Genomic DNA, 16,771 nt, shown 5'->3' on the forward strand with positions numbered 1-16,771 from the left:
CACCATCCAAAGGGGGCGTTTGCCGATGGTCGTCGGCGTCGTTGCGGGGGCGGTCGTCGTTGCCGTCCTGGTCGTGATCGGTCTGTTCAAAGCGATGTGGCGGGTCGCCGAGCCGAACGAGGCGCTCATCATCTCGGGTTCCAAGCACCGCACCGAGGGCCTGGAGGAGGGCATGGGGTTCCGCATCGTCACCGGGCGCGGCACCCTGGTGCTGCCGGGTGTGCAGGCGGTGCGCAAGCTCTCCCTGGACCTGAACGAGACCGAGCTGCACGTGGACTGCGTGACCCACCAGGGCATTCCGCTGAAGGTGCGGGGCGTGGTCATCTTCAAGGTGGGCGACGACTTCGTGTCGATCGCCAACGCGGCCCGGCGCTTCCTGGACCAGCAGAAGCTGATGTCGGAGCGGGTCCACAACGTCTTCGCCGGTCATCTGCGGTCCATCGTGGGCGGGTTGACGGTCGAGGACATGATCCGCGACCGGGAGAAGCTGACCGGGCAGACCCGGGCGGCCTGCGGCACCGAGATGGAGAAGCTGGGCCTGATCGTGGACTCGCTGCAGATCCACGAGATCGAGGACCCGACCGGGTACATCCAGAACCTGGCGATGCCCCACGCGGCGGCCGTCCAGCGGGACGCGCGGATCGCGCAGGCCGAGGCGAACCGGCTCGCCACCGAGGCCGAGCAGCAGTCCTTCGCGCGGATGGCGGAGGCCACCCGGGACAGCGAGATCCTGCAGGCCGGCTACCAGGCCGAGCGGGACAAGGCGGCGGCGAAGGCCCAGCAGGCCGGTCCGCTCGCCGAGGCGGCCGCCCGGCAGGAGGTCGTCGTACAGGAGACGCGGGTCGCCGAGCTGGAGGCGCACCGGCGCGAGCAGCAGCTGCAGGCCGACGTCCGCAAGCCGGCGGACGCCAAGGCGTACGAGACCAGGACGCTGGCCGAGGCCGAGCGCGACGCGCGGATCTCGGCGGCGCAGGCGAGGGCCCGGGAGACGGAGCTCGCGGCGGCCGCCGAGGCGACCCGGGTGAAGACGGCCGCGGGCGCCGAGGCCGAGGCGACCAAGACCCGGGGTGCGGCCACCGCCGACGCCACCCGGGCCACCGGTGAGGCCGAGGCCGCGGCGGCCCAGGCCAGGGGGCTCGCGGAGGCGGAGGCGACCCGGGCCCAGGGCCTCGCGGAGGCCGAGGCCATCAAGGCGCGGGCCGCCGCGCTGGCGGAGAACCAGGAGGCGGTCGTCGCCCAGCAACTCGCGGAGAAGTGGCCGGAGATCGTCCAGGCGGGCGCGTCGGCGTTCGGCAACGTGGACAACATGGTGCTGCTCAACGGCGCCGACGGCATGAGTGAGTTGTTCGCCAAGGCGCTCACCATGGGCGGCACGGGCCTGGGCCTCGCCCGCAGGCTGCTCGCCACGACGGGTGCCGACGGACCGGCGCCGAAGGCCGCCGCCCCCTCGCTCGACGGCGCGACCGCACCTGCTCCTGCTCCTGAGAAGGTCCTCGTGCAGGAGGAGGGCTAGCGGTCCCGTCGGTGGCCGGGGCTCCTCACCGGGGACCCCGGCCGTCGGTCCCCGCGCGCGTCCGTGTCCGTCACACCGTCAGCAGGCCGACGCCCAGGGCGATCAGGGCGATGACCTTGAGGAGTTCCAGGGCCACGTACCAGAGGTGGCTGTGCGAGCGGGGCAGGTCCTCGCCCGCGAGGACCCGGTCGGACCTGCGGTTCAGGCTGGGCCGGACGACGGCCAGCTGGACGAGCAGGAGCACCGCCGCCGCCGCGGTCAGGGCGACGATCCCGGCGGGGGCGCCGCGCAGGGCGACCGCGGCGATCACGACGATCGCGAAGACCGCCTCGACGGCGTTGAGCGCCCGGAACACCAGTCGGCCTATGCCGAGTCCGACGGGAATCGTCACGCCTGGGGCGCGGAACTTCAGCGGGGCCTCCAGGAAGGAGATCGCCAGCACCATTCCGAGCCAGACGAAGGTGACCGCACTGGCGGTGGCAGCGGACGTGGCGTTCATCGAGGTGTTGCCCTTCTCATGTGCGGTGGGTTCAGCCGGCGGCCTTCGCGCCCAGGTGGGCGAGACAGGAGTCGGGTTCGGCGAACGGCTCCAGGCTGGTCGCGGTCAGCGGCGCGCCGAGCCGGCCCAGCGCGCCCTGCATCAGGCCGAGATGGAGGGGGCAGACCAGCCGGCCGTGCTCCTCGGCGAGTTCCAGGAACGGGCAGTGCCGCAGCCGGATCCGCTCCGGGGCCCGGCCCGTGTCGTCGCCCCCGCCCTCCGGCCGCGGCGCGAAGCCGAGGTCGTCCAGCAGAGCGAGGAGCCGGGCCGTCGAGCCCTCGGCCGTCGGCCGCTCGTAGGGGGGCGGCGGGTCCACCAGGTGGCGGCCCCACGCGCGGCCCGTCTCCGTCGCCTCGGCGCGTGCGTCGGCGGGGTCGGCATCCGCCCACCGGCTGAGCAGCATGCGCGCGAGCAGCAGGTACCCGCGGGCCCCGCCGCGGTCCATGCCGGGGCGGGCGGTGTAGACGGTGCGGGGCCGACCGGGGCCCGAGGGGGCGTCGGTACGGCGTTCGGCCAGACCGTCGGCCACCAGGGCGTCGAGGTGGAAGCGCACGGTGTTGGGATGGACGCCCATCCGCTCGGCCGTCTCGGTGACACCGAGGGGCGCGGGGGCGGCGCGCAGCTCGTCCAGGACCGCGCGACGGCGCGGGTTCTCCCGTGCGGTCACCTTCGAACACCCCTCTCACCTGCGCTGATTTTTTACGAAACCTATTTGTAGTAATTGTAGGCTGGGCATCGAAAGCCGAGAGACGAGGGGTACAGATGACGTCACCGTCCCCGGCCGACGGCGAGTCGGCGGGCCAGGCGCAGCCGGAACCGCGCGTCCTGTGCGACGCCCGGGCGCTGGCCGAGGATCCTCCGGTCCCGGCTGGGGTGCTCTGGAAGCTGGCGGAGAGCGGGCGCCAGCTGGACGCCAATGTGGTGCGGCTCCCCCCGGGCGGCCGGATCACGGCCCACACGGAGCGGCAGCTGGACGTGCTGCTCCTTGTCGTCGCCGGGGACGGCGTGCTCGGCGCGGGAGAGGCGCTCGCACCGCGGCCGCTCACCGAAGGCGCGCTGGTGTGGCTGCCGCACGGGTCGACCCGCGGCGTCGCCGCCGGGGAGCGCGGCCTGACCTATGTGACCGTGCACCGCAGGCGCCCGGGCATGCAGATCGGCACCCGGCCGGGCACGGGGCCGGTGTAACGCGTCGGCGGCAGGCGCCCGTTGCGTCCCGGACGGGGACCACTAGATGAATGTCCGTCGCGGATGGGCGGCTACCACGTCGGGCACGGTGTCCAGCATGTCGCGTAGCGTCTCGCGTTCCTCAACCTTGGCGCCGGTGAGCGCGAACAGCGTCAGCCGACGGCCCAGGCTCCGGCCAACTGCTCCCGCGCGGCAGCAGCTTGCAGCTGCCCCGCTTGGAACGCAGGCACCCACGCCGACGGGTCCGACGGGTCCGTGCCGAGCGCCGCCGCCGACGCCGCGTCCGGGAACAACGACACCACCGTCTCCGCGCCCAGCGCGGCCAACGCTTCCTGTCCCGGAGCCTGACGCGCCATCGACTCCACGACGACCAACGTACGCGCACCGGCCGCGAGATCCACGTTGGTGCCTGCCCGAAGCGCGCCGTCGATGTAGTGGCGCCCGCCGACCGATATCGGAGGCGCCGCGCCCGGGAACGCGCTCGAGGCCGCGACGGCAGCCGCCAGCGGGACGTCGCTGCCGCGATCCCAGACCACCGGCTCGCCGCTTTCCGCCTCCACGGCAGGGATGAGCAGGCGGCGCACTGCTGGCCAGGTGTCCGTGCCGACGAGCCGACGTCGCACCGCGACCAAGGCCCGCTCGGCCTCCGGATCGGCCGCACCGAGGGCGATCCGCCCGACCTGCCGGCGAGCTTCCTCCGCTGGCAGGCCGGCACCGAGGACCGCGAAGACCTCACCCATGCGTTGCGGATCGGCCTGCGGCGGCCGGGGACCGTCGCCGCGGCTGCCGGCGGGGTCGGCGAAGTGCGCGAGGTCCTGGCCGGTGGCCAGCGCGGCGCCCACAATCGCGCCGGCCGAGGTGCCGACGACCAGATCCGCCGCGCCCAGGTCGACGCCCAGGCCGCGCAGGCCGTGGGCGAGCCCGGCCATCCAAGCGGTACCAACTGGCCCGCCCGGGCCGAGCGCGAGCGCGCTGTCCGGTGAACGCATCGTTCCCCCATCCGTTGCTGTGGCGATCCACACCCTAAGATGAATGGGTTGAAAGGATTGCCTACGAGCTCGCGCGAGCCGGAGCGCACCTGTTCAAGCCGCTGCGGCAGACCATCGAGTCGATCAACCAGACCCTCAGGGGCCAGCTCGACTTGGAACGACACGGCGGCAAGAGTCCCGCCGGAGTCGGCGTCCGGGTCCTGTCCCGCATCCTCGCGCTGACCGCGGCAATCTGACTCAACGACAGGACCGGCCAACCCGTCGAACGATCACTGGTTGACTTCGACCACTGACCGCGACGGTACCCCTTGGACTCATTCATCTAGGGTGCCTCCGTGAGCACGTTTAACGATGAGAACGTCCCCGGCCGCCACGGCCCCCATGCCACCACCGAGGCCGACCCGCGCGCGGTCGGCCGGGTGCGCACCGAGTACTCCCCGGCCCACGACGGCGACCCCGACCCCGGGGAGATCGTGTGGACCTGGGTGCCCTTCGAGGAGAACGACGGCCGGGGCAAGGACCGCCCGGTGCTGGTCGTCGCACGCGAGGCGGCGGGCACCCTCCTCGCCGTGCAGCTCTCCAGCAAGCGGCACGACGACGACCGCGAGTGGGTGGCGATAGGCAGCGGGCCGTGGGACCGCTCGGACCGCGACTCGTGGGTGGACGTGGACCGGGTGCTGCGGCTGTACGAGGACGGCATGCGCCGGGAGGCGTGCGCGCTGGACCGGGGGCGGTTCAACCTGGTCCGGCAGCGGCTGCACGAGCGCTACGGCTGGACCTGACCTCCCACGTGGGTCGCGGGACGCTCGGCTCGCGATCCGCACTCGTCCGCGCGCGGGCGTCAGATGCTCGGCACGCGATCCGCAGCCGTCCGGGCGAGGATGTCAGACGCTCGGCAGGCTCTCCGTAGTCGTCCACACGAAGCGGTCAGACCCTGGGCACGCCCCCGCCGAAGGTCCGCGCGAAGGCGTCAGACGCTCGGCGCGCCCACCTCGAAGGTCCGCGCGAAGGCCTCCCGGACCGTCGCTCCCGGCGTACGGTCCAGGACGCCGAACACCACGTGCGCGAAGGTCCGGGCGAACCGGCCACCGGGCCCCAGCAGTGCGTGGAACGCGTCCGCGACCTGCGCCGGATCGTTCTGGAAGACCCCGCAGCCCCAGGCGCCGAGCACCAGTTGCCGGTAGCCGTGGGCGGCGGCGGTCTCCAGGACCCGCTCGGCCCGTACCGCGAGGGCGGCCGGAATCCCGCCGGCCCGCTCCGGGGCCGTACGCCGTATGACGCCCGCGTTGGGGGCGGCGGCGGTCAGGAAGCCCGCGACGTACGGCTCCGGCAGCAGCCGGCCGCGGTCGTCACGGAAGACCGGGACGGCCGGTGAGTGGATCACCCGGTCCGTGTAGAACGGGTCGCGGTGGGCGCGGTGGTGTTCGTAGAAGCCGCGGGCCTGAAGCAGGCATGTGTACAGCGCGGAGGCGCGGCACAGGGCCTCCTCCTGGGCCTGCGCGCCGTTCAGGTAGCCGCCGCCCGGGTTCCGGGCCGAGGCGAAGTTCAGGACCGCGACCGGGGCGCCGGCCAGCCGGCGGGCCGCCTCCAGACTGCTCTCGCCGGTGACCTCGACGACCGTCCCGGTCCCGGCCGCCGTGGGCACCGGCACCGGCTCGGGGCCGTGGAGCCGCGTCCCGGCCCGGGCGGCCTCGATCGCCGGCGCCAGTGCGACCTCCCGGCCGTCCGGCGCGCGGTACCGGCCCGCCGCCACGATGTTCTCCGTCTCCGCGGCGACGCCGCGCAGGCGCGCGCTCACGGCGCCACCCCCGTGGGCGCCGCGACCGCGGCCCGCGCGGTCTCCCCCGTCGTGCTCATACACGCATCCTGGGTGATGCTGGTGAGGCGGTGCAACGGAGTTTCCCGCGCCCGGAACGTGCCGGAAACACGCACGGAAACGGAGATGACCGATCCCGAACGTCCCCAAGGGCACTCTTGTGCGATCCGGCTCGAGGGTCTTGGGTGGGACGAGTGCCGGCCCGGCGGACCGAATGCCGGACCGGCGACATGGTGGAATCTCAGGAGGATCCCGACATGTCTCAATCAACGAGCGACGGTGGTGACTGTACGGGGCATCGCACCGCCGTCACCGAGGCCGAGGTGGAGGCCCTGGTCAGGGGCATCTGCTTCAAGACCGGGCCGCCCCGTACCCTCGGTGTCGAGCTGGAGTGGCTCGTCCACGAGCGGCGCCTGCCACGGCGCCCCGTGTCACCCGAACGACTCACGGCGGCCTACGCCACGCTGCGGACCGTGCCCCTGGGATCGGCGCTCACCGTCGAGCCCGGCGGCCAGCTGGAGCTGAGCTCGCCGCCCGCCGCCTCCCTCATGGAGTGCATCGGCACCGTCTCCGCCGACCTGGACGCGGTCCGGGCCGTCCTCGCAGGGGACGGGCTCGGTCTCGTCGGCATCGGTCACGAGCCCTGGCACGCGCCCCGCAGGTTCCTGCACGAGCCGCGGTACGACGCGATGGAGACCTGCCTCGACCGGCGCGGCCCGGCCGGCCGGCACATGATGTGCGCCTCCGCCTCCGTCCAGGTCTGTGTGGACGCGGGCCACGAGGAGCCCGGCCCGCTGGGGCACGTACGGCGCTGGTGGCTGGCCCACCGGCTGGGCGCGGTCCTGGTGGCCGCGTTCGCCAACTCCCCGCTGATCGGCGGCCGACCCACGGGCTGGATGTCCTCCCGGCAGCTGATGTGGATGGAGATCGGCGCGGGCCGGGCGGGCGCTCCCCCGCTGAACGGGGAGCCGAGGACGGCGTGGGCCCGGCATGTGCTGGACTCCCCGGTGATGTGCGTCCGCGGGGACGGCGGTCCCTGGGAGGTCCCCGAGGGCCTCACCTTCCGCGAGTGGACACGTTCCCGGCAGCCGCGGCCGCCCACCCGGGCGGACCTCGACTACCACCTGACCACGCTGTTCCCGCCGGTGCGGCCGCGCGGTCACCTGGAGCTGCGGATGATCGACGCGCAGCCGGGAGACGACGGCTGGATCGTGCCGCTCGCGGTGACGGCGGCGCTCTTCGACGATCCGGAGGCGGCCGAGACCGCGTACCGGAGCCTGAAACGGCTGGGCGAGCGGGACCCGCACGCGCCCGCCCCACACAACCGGCTGTGGAGCGACGCGGCCCGCCTGGGACTCGCCGACCCCGAGCTGCGCGACGCCGCCACGGTCTGTTTCACGGCGGCGCTGGAGGCGCTGCCGAGGATCGGCGCGACCACCGAGGTCACGGACGCCGTGGCGGGGTACCTGGACCGCTATGTCGCCCGGGGCCGCTGTCCGGCCGACGACCTCCTCGACCCCTCGCCCGGTACGGGCCTCTCCCCGGCCGGGGGCAGCCCCGCCGCCCACGGCAGGAAGGACATGCGCACATGACCGCCCCCGAGACCGACACCACGGCCGCGGAGCCGGACACCGAGGCGCTGCGGGAACGCGCGCTGGCCTCGCTCACCACCGCCCGTGACCGGACCACGCTGCTGACCGGTTGCGTGGACGAACCCGACCTCACCGCGCAGCACTCCCCGCTGATGTCCCCGCTGGTGTGGGACCTGGCGCACATCGGCAACCAGGAGGAGCTGTGGCTGCTCAGGGCGGTGGGCGGCCGGGAGGCGATGCGGCCCGAGATAGACAGCCTGTACGACGCCTTCGAGCACCCACGTGCGGAGCGTCCCTCGCTGCCGCTGCTGCCGCCCGCCGAGGCCCGCGGGTACGCGGCCGAGGTGCGCGGCCGGGCGCTGGACCTGCTCGAGTCGGCGGACTTCCACGGCACCCGGCTGACCGAGGCCGGTTTCGCCTTCGGAATGATCGCGCAGCACGAACAGCAGCACGACGAGACGATGCTGATCACCCATCAGCTACGGAAGGGGCCGCAGGTCCTGACCGCGCCGGACCCGGAGCCGGCGCCGCTGTTCACGGGCCCGGCCGAAGTCCTCGTCCCCGGCGGCCCGTTCACCATGGGCACCTCCGGTGAGCCGTGGGCGCTGGACAACGAACGCCCGGCGCACACACGGGAGGTGGCGCCGTACTGGATCGACACGACGCCGGTGACGAACGCGGCGTACCAGGCGTTCGTCGAGGACGGCGGCTACGACACCGAGCGCTGGTGGACCCCGGAGGGCTGGGCCCACATCAGGCAGCACTCCATCACGGCACCGCTGTTCTGGCGCCGGGACGGCGGCCGGTGGCTGCGCCGCCGCTTCGGGATCACCGAGGCGGTCCCGGCGGACGAGCCGGTGCTGCACGTGTGCTGGTACGAGGCGGACGCCTACGCCCGCTGGGCCGGGCGCCGGCTGCCCACCGAGGCGGAGTGGGAGAAGGCCGCCCGCCACGACCCTGCCACGGGCCGGTCCACCCGCTACCCCTGGGGCGACGACGATCCGGCGCCCCGGCACGCGAACCTCGGCCAGCGGCACCTCAGGCCCGCCCCGGCCGGCAGCTATCCGGCGGGTGAGTCGCCGCTGGGCGTGCGGCAGCTGATCGGTGACGTCTGGGAGTGGACGGCCAGCGACTTCCTGCCGTACCCGGGGTTCCGGGCCTTCCCGTACAAGGAGTACTCGGAGGTGTTCTTCGGTCCCGCGCACAAGGTGCTGCGCGGCGGCTCGTTCGCCGTGGACCCGGTGGCCTGCCGGGGCACGTTCCGCAACTGGGACTACCCGATCAGGCGGCAGATCTTCTCCGGGTTCCGCACCGCCCGCTCGGAGACCGTCTGATGTGCCGTCACCTGGCCTATCTGGGGCCGGAGGAATCGCTGGGCCGGATCCTCGTGGAGCCCGAGCACAGCCTGTTCCGCCAGTCGTGGGCGCCGCGCCGGCAGCGGCACGGCACGGTGAACGCCGACGGTTTCGGCGTGGGCTGGTACGCCCCCGAGGACCCCGTCCCGGCCCGCTACCGGCGGGCCGGGCCGATCTGGGCGGACCTGTCCTTCGCCGACCTGGCGCGGGTGGTGCGCTCCGGTGCCGTGCTCGCCGCCGTCCGGGACGCGACCCTCGCGGGCGCGGACGCCGAGGCCGCGGCGGCGCCCTACGCGTCGGGGCGCTGGCTGTTCAGCCACAACGGCGTGATCGCGGGCTGGCCGGACGCGGCGGCGTCCCTGGTGTCCGCGCTGCCGCCGGTCGACCTGCTGTCGCTGCCGGCCCGCAACGACTCGGCGTTCGTCTGGGCGCTGGTCCTGCACCGGCTGCGGTCCGGTGACGACCCGGACCAGGCGCTCGGTGACACCGTCCGCCGGTTCGCGCGGGCGGCCCCGGCCTCGCGGCTCAACCTGCTGCTGACGGACGGCACCACGATCGCCGCCACCGCCTGGGGCGACAGCCTCTGGTACCGCACCGAACCCGGCCGGAGCACGGTCGTCGCCTCCGAACCGTACGACGACGACCCGCTCTGGCAGGAGGTCCCCGACCGCACCGTGCTCACCGCGAGCCGCGCCGGCGTGCTGCTCGCCCCGCTGGAGGATCCGGCGGCCGTATCCCCGAAGGAGACCTGTACGTGAGTCCCCTGCACGTCACTCGCACCCTCCCCGAGGACGCCACGGACGCCGCGCTGCGCGCCGACGTCCGGAGCGGCCTGACCGTCACCCCCAAGTGGCTGCCGCCGAAGTGGTTCTACGACGCCCGTGGCAGCGAACTGTTCGAGCGGATCACCGAGTTGCCCGAGTACTACCCCACGCGGGCGGAGCGGGAGATCCTGGCCGCCCGGTCCTCCGAGATCGCCGCGGCGAGCGGTGCCCGGACGCTGGTCGAGCTGGGTTCGGGTTCCTCGGAGAAGACGCGCTTCCTGATCGACGCGCTGCCCTCGCTCGCCGCCTACGTCCCGGTGGACGTCAGCGAGAGCGCCCTCACCCAGGCCGGGCAGGCGCTCGTGGCGGAGCGTCCGGAGCTGGAGGTCCATGCGCTGATCGCGGACTTCACCACTCCGCTCGGCCTGCCCGGCACCCCCGGCCCCCGGCTGGTGGCCTTCCTCGGCGGCACGATCGGCAATCTGCTGCCCGCCGAGCGCGCCAAGTTCCTGGCCTCCGTACGCGCCCTGCTGGCCCCCGGCGACGGGCTGCTGCTCGGTACCGACCTGGTCAAGGACGAGGAGGTGCTGGTGCGGGCGTACGACGACGCTGCCGGGGTGACGGCCGCGTTCAACAAGAACGTGCTGTCCGTCATCGACCGGGAGCTGGGCGCCGACTTCGATCCGGACGCCTTCGACCACGTGGCGCTGTGGGACTCCGGGCAGGAGTGGATCGAGATGCGGCTGCGCTCGCGCGTCCCGCAGACCGTGAAGGTGCCCGCGCTCGACCTCGCCGTGGACTTCGCGGCGGGCGAGGAGCTGCGCACCGAGGTGTCGGCGAAGTTCCGCAGGTCCGGGGTGACCCGCGAACTGGCCGACGCGGGCCTCGATCTGACCCACTGGTGGACGGACGCCCAGGACCGCTTCGCGCTGTCGCTGAGCGTGGTGCGGTGAAGCGGCGGCCCGGCCCGCCCGGTCAGAGGTCCGGGGTGAGTTCCCCGGTGAGCTTCCGGGAGGCCCGGCGGGCCTCGGTCGCCGGGTCGGCGCCGGTGAGCACCCTGGTCATGTACTGCTTGATCGGGTTGTCGGCCTCGACGTCCGCCCACTGAGGGGTGTTGGGGGTCGCCCTGCCGTGCGCCGCGCCCGCGGCCATGGCGGCGACCCCCTCCTCGCCTGCGACCGCGCCCGCCAGGGTGGTCTTGTTGGGCACGTAGTTCATGGTGCGGGCGAGTTCGGTGTCCCACTTGGCGCCGGTGAGCGCCCCGACGACGGCGGTCGCGGCGAACTGGTCCTTGCTGCGCTGCGGGACGACGAGGTCGGAGCCGCCGGTGAAGACGGTGCCGGGCCGGGACGCGGCCTTGCCGGGCACCGGGAAGAAGCCGAGCTTGTCCTTCAGGTCCGGGTTCTGTTTCACGATCGCCTGGGCCTGCCCCGGTACGGCGATGATCTGGGCCACTTTGCCGCCCGCGAACACGCCTGCCTGGGGCGGGTGTTCCTCGTCGGCGTCCCTCGGCCCCGCGCCCAGCGACTGCAGCCGCCGGTAGAAGTCCATGCCGCGCAGCGCGGCCGGGGTGTCCAGGGTGCCCTTCCAGTTGTAGTCGTCCTTCTTCTGGGCGAGGTCGCCGCCCTCGTCCCAGATGAAGCCGGAGAGCGTGTACCAGTCCTGCCCGGCGAGATAGATGCCCTGGTCGCCGCCGGAGTCGAGCTTCTCGGTGTCGGCGAGCCATTCGTCGCGGGTCCTCGGCGGGCGGGTGATGCCGGCCTGCTCGAAGAGGTCCTTGCGGTAGATGACGACGCGGTTGGCCGCGTACCAGGGGATCCCGTACTGCTGGTTGCCCTCCTTGCCGGGCTGGGCGAGGCCGGGCAGCCACTTGTCCTTGCCCCAGTCGCGCATCGACTCCAGGGTCAGGTCGGCGAGCCTGCCGCCGTCCGCGTAGAGGGGCACCTGGGTGTTGCCGACCTCGATGACGTCGGGGCCGCCGCCGGAGTGGTCGTCGAGCGCCTTGCGGACCTTCTCGACGATGCCGGTCCACTCCTGGATGCGGATGTCCAGCCGCAGGTCCTTGTGGGTGCGTTCGAAGTCCGCGGTGAAGCGCTGGAGGAACTCCTTGGAGGCGCTGTCCTTCATCAGCCACACGGTGACGGTCTCGCGGTCGTGTCCGCCCGGGAGCATCCCGCAGCCGCTGGCGAGGGAACCGGTGACACAGATGAGGGTGAGCAGACGACGTCTCACGAGGGGTCCTGTTCTGTCTGGCATGGGCGGTGCGGACAGGGGTGGGGGACCCGAGGTGGGGGGACGAGCACGCGTGCTCGTACGGGTGTGCTGGATTTTGGTATGGACCAATGCGTTGGTCAAGTGCTGTCAGTAGTTCGGTGGTGACGCCGTGCGGAACGGGCGGCTATGCGGCACGGTGGAGTACGGCGTGACTCACGGCGGTAAGGAGCCCCTCATGTCGAACCACACCTACCGGGTCACAGAGATCGTCGGCACCTCACACGAGGGCATCGACCAGGCCATCCGCAACGGCATCGCCCGCGCCGACCAGACGCTGCGCAACCTGGACTGGTTCGAGGTGACCCAGGTCCGCGGGCAGATCGAGAACGGGCGGATCGAGCACTACCAGGTGGGCATCAAGGTGGGCTTCCGCATCGAGGACGGGGACTGACCCGCCCCGGCGTCAGGTACGGCCCTCCCGTTCCTGGGCGTCCCGGAGCGCCTCGGACTGTGCGGCCCAACGGGCCCGCACGACGGTGAAACCGGCGCGTTCCGCGTCGTCGCACACCAGCTCGTCGTCGTCCACGAGGACCCGCACCTCGCGGTTCCGGGCGAGCCCGCGCAGGGTCTCCAGCTTGGTGAACCGGGCGGGCCGGCGGTCGGCGTCGCCGCGCATGTGCAGCCGCCCCTCGGGCAGCCCGTGGGCCGCGAGCCAGTCCAGCGTGTCCCGCCGGCACCGCTCCGGGCGGCCGGTGAGATAGACGACCTCGCACGTCCGGGCACTCTCCACGGCCAGCGCGACGCCCTCGGCCAGCGGGGGGTCCTGCGGCGCGGCCGCGAAGAAGGCCGCCCACTTCTTCGGCCGCGCTTCGAGGAAGTGCTGCCGGTGGGCGGTGTCCGCCAGGGTGTTGTCGAGGTCGAAGACGGCGATCGGCCGTGCGCTGCTGTCGGTCACACCGGAACCCTAGCCAGTGGCCCGTGGCCTCATGCCTCCTCCCCGGAGCAGTCGGTGACCGCCCGCCGGCGCCCGGCGCCGTCGGGAATCACCGGGCCGCCCGGGCGTTGAACCCTGCGTGAGCAGCACAGTGATCGCCCGGACCAGGTTCTCCGTCCTCGACCGCTCCCGCACCCGGGAGGGGCACCCGCCCGCCGAGGCGCTGCGGGACACCGTCGTGCTGGCCCGGGAGGCGGAGGCGCTCGGCTACCACCGGTTCTGGGTCTCCGAGCACCACGGTGTGCCGGGCGTCGCCGGTTCGGCGCCGACCGTGCTCGCCGCCGCGGTCGCCGCGGCCACCCGGACGATCCGGGTGGGCACCGGCGGGGTGATGCTGCCCAACCACCGGACCCTGGTCGTCGCCGAGCAGTTCGGGGTGCTGGAGTCGCTGTTCCCCGGGCGGATCGACATGGGCCTCGGGCGTTCCGTGGGCTTCACCGACGGGGTGCGCAGGGCCCTCGGCCGGGACAAGGGCGACGCCGAGGACTTCGCCGCCCAGCTCGGCGAGCTGCTGGACTGGTTCGCGGGAACCTCGCCGACCGGGGTGCACGCCCGCCCCTCGGAGGGCCTGAGGGTGCCGCCGTTCGTGCTGGCGACGGGCGAGGGCGCGACGATCGCCGCCCGCGCCGGGCTGCCCATGGTCATCGGGGACCTGCGCGACCGGGAGAGGATGCTGCGCGGCATCGACCGGTACCGCTCCCTGTTCCGCCCCTCCCCCTGGGCCGCCGAGCCGTACGTCGTGATCTCCGGGACGGTCGCGGTCGCCGGCACCGAGGAGGCGGCCCGGCGGCTCCTCGTCCCGGAGGCCTGGTCCATGGCGTACTCGCGCACCCACGGCACCTTCCCGCCGCTCGCCCCGGCCGAGACGGTCGGGTCCCGCGCGATGGGCGCGCGGGAACGGGGCTTCTACGAGTCCGGGCTCGCGGGGCACCTGGCCGGCACCGCCGAGCAGGTCGCCCACGGGCTGGAGACGGTACTGAAGGAGACCGGGGCCGCGGAGGTCCTGGTCACGACCAGCACCTACGACCGCGCGGGCCTGCTGGACTCCTACCGCCGGCTCGCCGGGCTCTTCGCACCAGCCTCCTGACGCTCGAGATGCGAAGGGGCTCCGGGCCGGAGACCCTGGAAGTGCAAGCCTCAAGCGACGAGGAGGGCTCCCATGTCCTTCATGGACAAGATCAAGGGCATGCTCAAGGGTCACGAAGACATGGCCGACAAGGGCATCGACAAGGGTGGCGACTACCTCGACCAGCGGACCGGGAACAAGTACCAGTCGCAGGTCGACACCGCCCAGGACAAGATGAGGGACGAGTTCGGCACCCGGCGCGACCCGGGCAACCCTCCGCAGTCCTAGCGCACGGGGGCGGATAGAGTGGCCGCCCGATGCGCAGCCCCCGAGACCCGTACGTCCGTGTCCGCGGCGCCCGTGAGCACAACCTCAAGGGCGTCGACGTGGACATCCCGCGCGACGTACTGGCCGTTTTCACCGGCGTCTCCGGCTCGGGGAAGTCGTCCCTGGCGTTCGGCACGATCTACGCCGAGGCCCAGCGGCGGTACTTCGAGTCGGTAGCGCCGTACGCGCGCCGGCTGATCCACCAGGTCGGAGCGCCGAAGGTCGGCGAGATCACCGGGCTGCCGCCCGCCGTCTCGCTGCAGCAGCGCCGCGCGGCGCCCACCTCACGCTCCTCGGTGGGCACGGTCACCAATCTCTCCAACTCGCTGCGGATGCTGTTCTCGCGCGCCGGGGAGTACCCGCCGGGCTCCGAGCGCCTGGACTCGGACGCGTTCTCGCCGAACACGGCGGCCGGCGCCTGCCCGGAGTGCCACGGGCTCGGCCAGGTGCACGGTACGACCGAGGAGTTGCTGGTCCCCGATCCCACGCTGTCGATCCGCGAAGGTGCCGTCGCCGCCTGGCCCGGCGCCTGGCAGGGCAAGAACCTGCGGGACATCCTCGACGCGCTCGGTCACGACGTGGACCGGCCCTGGCGCGAACTGCCCGCCGAGCAGCGGCGGTGGATCCTGTTCACGGACGAGCAGCCGGTCGTCACCGTGCATCCGGTGCGGGACGCGGACCGTATCCAACGGCCTTACCAGGGCACGTACATGAGCGCCCGCCGGTATGTGCTGAAGACGTTCTCCGACACCAGGTCGCCCACTCTGCGGGCCAAGGCGGAGCGTTTTCTGGCCAGTTCGCCCTGCCCGGTCTGCGGGGGCAGTCGGCTGCGGCCCGAGTCGCTGGCGGTGACCTACGACGGCCGGACCGTCGCCGAGCTGGCCGCGCTGCCGCTGACCGACCTGGCCGGACTGCCGGCGGGCGGCACGGAGACCGCGCGCGTCCTCACCGAGGACCTCAGGGCCCGCATCGCACCCGTGGTGGAGCTGGGCCTCGGCTACCTCAGCCTCGACCGGGCCACCCCCACCCTCTCGGCGGGCGAGCTGCAACGGCTGCGGCTGGCCACGCAGTTGAGGTCCGGGCTGTTCGGTGTGGTGTACGTGCTGGACGAGCCGTCCGCCGGGCTGCACCCCGCGGACACCGAGGCGCTGCTGACCGTGCTGGACCGGCTGAAGACGGCAGGCAACTCGGTGTTCGTGGTGGAGCACCACCTGGATGTGGTGCGCGGCGCCGACTGGCTGGTGGACGTGGGTCCCGGCGCGGGCGAGCACGGCGGCCGTGTGCTGTACAGCGGGCCGCCGGACGAACTGGCGTCGGCCGAGGGCTCGGCGACGGCCGTGTTCCTCTTCGACGAGTCGCCCGGGCCGCCGGGCGCGGCCCGCGAACCGCGCGGCTGGCTGGAGATCGGCCCGGTGACCCGGCACAACCTGCACGAGGTGACGGCCGCGTTCCCGCTCGGCGCTTTCACCGCGGTCACCGGGGTGTCCGGCTCCGGGAAGTCCACGCTGATCGGCGAGCTGACGGAGGACGTGGCGGGGGTGGACCGCCTGGTGCGGGTCGACCAGAGGCCGATCGGGCGCACCCCGCGCTCCAACCTGGCGACGTACACCGGGCTCTTCGACGTCGTACGGAAGGTGTTCGCGGCGACGGACGAGGCGCGGGCCCGTGGGTACGGGGTGGGACGGTTCTCGTTCAACGTCGCCGGGGGGCGCTGCGAGACCTGCCAGGGCGAGGGGTTCGTCAGCGTCGAGCTGCTGTTCCTGCCGAGCACGTACGCGCCCTGCCCGGACTGCGGCGGCGCCCGCTACAACCCCGAGACGCTGCAAGTGGCCTACCGGGGGCGGAACATCGCGGAGGTGCTCGATCTGACGGTGGAGGCCGCGGCGGAGTTCTTCGCGGACACCCCGGCCGTCGCCCGGAGCCTCGGCACACTGCTCGACGTGGGGCTCGGCTATCTGCGTCTGGGCCAGCCGGCGACCGAGCTGTCCGGCGGGGAGGCGCAGCGCATCAAGCTGGCGAGCGAGTTGCAGCGCGGCCGCCGGGGGCACACCCTCTACCTGCTGGACGAGCCGACGACCGGACTGCACCCGGCCGACGTCGAGGTGCTGATGGACCGGCTGCACGGGCTGGTCGACGCCGGGCACACGGTCGTCGTGGTCGAGCACGACATGACGGTGGTCGCCGGCGCCGACTGGGTGATCGACCTGGGCCCGGGCGGCGGCGACCGGGGCGGCCGGATCGTGGCCGCCGGCCCCCCGGACCGCGTCGCCGTGGCCGAGGCGAGCGCGACGGCCCCGTATCTCGCCCGGGTCATGCCGTGACGGCCGGCCCGGCGCCTGCCTCGCCCCCCGGTCGGCCGGTTCCGCCGCGTGGGTCCCGTCCCGGTCCCGCCCGGCACAGGAGGCGGAACCGGGTGGC

At 73.3% G+C, this 16,771-nt stretch carries 17 protein-coding genes and 2 pseudogenes; 12 read left to right on the forward strand and 7 right to left on the reverse strand.

The window, feature by feature from the left end; translation table 11 throughout:
- The first annotated feature begins 25 nt into the window (after positions 1-25).
- Positions 26-1,513, forward strand: a complete 1,488-nt coding sequence (locus tag ACZ7FF_RS06050) for an SPFH domain-containing protein (RefSeq protein WP_470809872.1) — start codon at positions 26-28, stop codon at positions 1,511-1,513.
- Between the two features lie 70 nt (positions 1,514-1,583).
- On the opposite strand, the gene ACZ7FF_RS06055 is transcribed toward ACZ7FF_RS06050, so the two are convergent.
- Both ACZ7FF_RS06055 and ACZ7FF_RS06060 read right to left on the reverse strand, forming a co-directional pair.
- The gene (locus ACZ7FF_RS06055) at positions 1,584-2,012 is read right to left on the reverse strand and encodes a hypothetical protein (protein WP_470809873.1); all 429 of its coding nucleotides are present in this window, start codon (positions 2,010-2,012) and stop codon (positions 1,584-1,586) included.
- A 31-nt stretch (positions 2,013-2,043) separates the two neighbouring features.
- Positions 2,044-2,718, reverse strand: a complete 675-nt coding sequence (locus tag ACZ7FF_RS06060) for a helix-turn-helix transcriptional regulator (protein WP_470809874.1) — start codon at positions 2,716-2,718, stop codon at positions 2,044-2,046.
- 95 nt (positions 2,719-2,813) lie between these two features.
- On the opposite strand from ACZ7FF_RS06060, the gene ACZ7FF_RS06065 reads away from it, so the two are divergent.
- Complete coding sequence (locus ACZ7FF_RS06065) at positions 2,814-3,236, forward strand: hypothetical protein (RefSeq protein ID WP_470809876.1); 423 nt, start codon at positions 2,814-2,816, stop codon at positions 3,234-3,236.
- Positions 3,237-3,281: 45 nt separating this feature from the next.
- Here the strand turns inward: ACZ7FF_RS06065 and ACZ7FF_RS06070 are convergent.
- Together ACZ7FF_RS06070 and ACZ7FF_RS06075 are read right to left on the reverse strand one after the other, a co-directional pair.
- Positions 3,282-3,395 (reverse strand): annotated as a pseudogene (locus tag ACZ7FF_RS06070) (IS982 family transposase); the annotation flags it as partial.
- Positions 3,389-4,225 carry a patatin-like phospholipase family protein gene (locus tag ACZ7FF_RS06075; protein WP_470809878.1) on the reverse strand — a complete coding sequence of 279 codons (837 nt, stop codon included), beginning with the start codon at positions 4,223-4,225 and terminating at the stop codon, positions 3,389-3,391. The gene ACZ7FF_RS06075 and the pseudogene ACZ7FF_RS06070, both read right to left, overlap by 7 nt.
- Before the next feature lie 65 nt (positions 4,226-4,290).
- On the opposite strand from ACZ7FF_RS06075, the pseudogene ACZ7FF_RS06080 reads away from it, so the two are divergent.
- Together ACZ7FF_RS06080 and ACZ7FF_RS06085 are read left to right on the forward strand one after the other, a co-directional pair.
- Positions 4,291-4,461, forward strand: a pseudogene (locus ACZ7FF_RS06080) (IS982 family transposase); the annotation flags it as partial.
- 99 nt (positions 4,462-4,560) lie between these two features.
- Positions 4,561-5,007, forward strand: coding sequence for a type II toxin-antitoxin system PemK/MazF family toxin (locus ACZ7FF_RS06085; RefSeq protein ID WP_470809879.1), 447 nt, complete (start codon positions 4,561-4,563; stop codon positions 5,005-5,007).
- Positions 5,008-5,195: 188 nt separating this feature from the next.
- On the opposite strand, the gene ACZ7FF_RS06090 is transcribed toward ACZ7FF_RS06085, so the two are convergent.
- Positions 5,196-6,023: a TIGR02452 family protein gene (locus ACZ7FF_RS06090; RefSeq protein ID WP_470809881.1), complete on the reverse strand. Its 828-nt coding sequence runs from the start codon at positions 6,021-6,023 to the stop codon at positions 5,196-5,198.
- A 275-nt stretch (positions 6,024-6,298) separates the two neighbouring features.
- Here ACZ7FF_RS06090 and egtA point away from each other — a divergent pair, with 275 nt between their 5' ends.
- The 4 genes from egtA to egtD are packed head-to-tail and all read left to right on the forward strand — an operon-like array spanning position 6,299 to position 10,705.
- Positions 6,299-7,633 (forward strand): ergothioneine biosynthesis glutamate--cysteine ligase EgtA, encoded by a 1,335-nt coding sequence (gene egtA, locus ACZ7FF_RS06095; RefSeq protein WP_470809883.1) that lies wholly within the window; start codon positions 6,299-6,301, stop codon positions 7,631-7,633.
- A complete protein-coding gene (gene egtB, locus ACZ7FF_RS06100; RefSeq protein ID WP_470809884.1) occupies positions 7,630-8,967 on the forward strand; it encodes an ergothioneine biosynthesis protein EgtB in 1,338 nt (445 codons plus the stop codon). Before egtA ends, egtB begins: the two co-directional genes overlap by 4 nt.
- On the forward strand, positions 8,967-9,746 hold the full coding sequence (egtC, locus tag ACZ7FF_RS06105; RefSeq protein WP_470809885.1) for an ergothioneine biosynthesis protein EgtC: 780 nt from the start codon (positions 8,967-8,969) through the stop codon (positions 9,744-9,746). The genes egtB and egtC overlap by 1 nt, the downstream gene beginning before the upstream one ends.
- Positions 9,743-10,705, forward strand: a complete 963-nt coding sequence (gene egtD, locus ACZ7FF_RS06110; RefSeq protein WP_470809887.1) for an L-histidine N(alpha)-methyltransferase — start codon at positions 9,743-9,745, stop codon at positions 10,703-10,705. Before egtC ends, egtD begins: the two co-directional genes overlap by 4 nt.
- A gap of 22 nt (positions 10,706-10,727) precedes the next feature.
- On the opposite strand, the gene ACZ7FF_RS06115 is transcribed toward egtD, so the two are convergent.
- Entirely contained in the window at positions 10,728-11,984 is a 1,257-nt protein-coding gene (locus ACZ7FF_RS06115) for an extracellular solute-binding protein (protein WP_470809888.1), read from the reverse strand.
- 217 nt (positions 11,985-12,201) lie between these two features.
- On the opposite strand from ACZ7FF_RS06115, the gene ACZ7FF_RS06120 reads away from it, so the two are divergent.
- Positions 12,202-12,417 (forward strand): dodecin, encoded by a 216-nt coding sequence (locus tag ACZ7FF_RS06120; protein ID WP_470809890.1) that lies wholly within the window; start codon positions 12,202-12,204, stop codon positions 12,415-12,417.
- Between the two features lie 12 nt (positions 12,418-12,429).
- Here ACZ7FF_RS06120 and ACZ7FF_RS06125 read toward each other — a convergent pair whose 3' ends face one another.
- Positions 12,430-12,921 carry a phosphatase domain-containing protein gene (locus ACZ7FF_RS06125; protein ID WP_470809892.1) on the reverse strand — a complete coding sequence of 164 codons (492 nt, stop codon included), beginning with the start codon at positions 12,919-12,921 and terminating at the stop codon, positions 12,430-12,432.
- A gap of 118 nt (positions 12,922-13,039) precedes the next feature.
- Here ACZ7FF_RS06125 and ACZ7FF_RS06130 point away from each other — a divergent pair, with 118 nt between their 5' ends.
- From ACZ7FF_RS06130 to ACZ7FF_RS06140, 3 genes are all read left to right on the forward strand, one after another.
- A complete protein-coding gene (locus ACZ7FF_RS06130) occupies positions 13,040-14,047 on the forward strand; it encodes an LLM class flavin-dependent oxidoreductase (RefSeq protein WP_470809893.1) in 1,008 nt (335 codons plus the stop codon).
- A gap of 72 nt (positions 14,048-14,119) precedes the next feature.
- On the forward strand, positions 14,120-14,314 hold the full coding sequence (locus ACZ7FF_RS06135) for an antitoxin (protein WP_470809895.1): 195 nt from the start codon (positions 14,120-14,122) through the stop codon (positions 14,312-14,314).
- Between the two features lie 29 nt (positions 14,315-14,343).
- The gene (locus ACZ7FF_RS06140) at positions 14,344-16,674 is read left to right on the forward strand and encodes an ATP-binding cassette domain-containing protein (protein WP_470809896.1); all 2,331 of its coding nucleotides are present in this window, start codon (positions 14,344-14,346) and stop codon (positions 16,672-16,674) included.
- Positions 16,675-16,771 lie beyond the last annotated feature (97 nt).

The sequence above is a fragment of the Streptomyces sp. NPDC037126 genome (assembly GCF_055605965.1).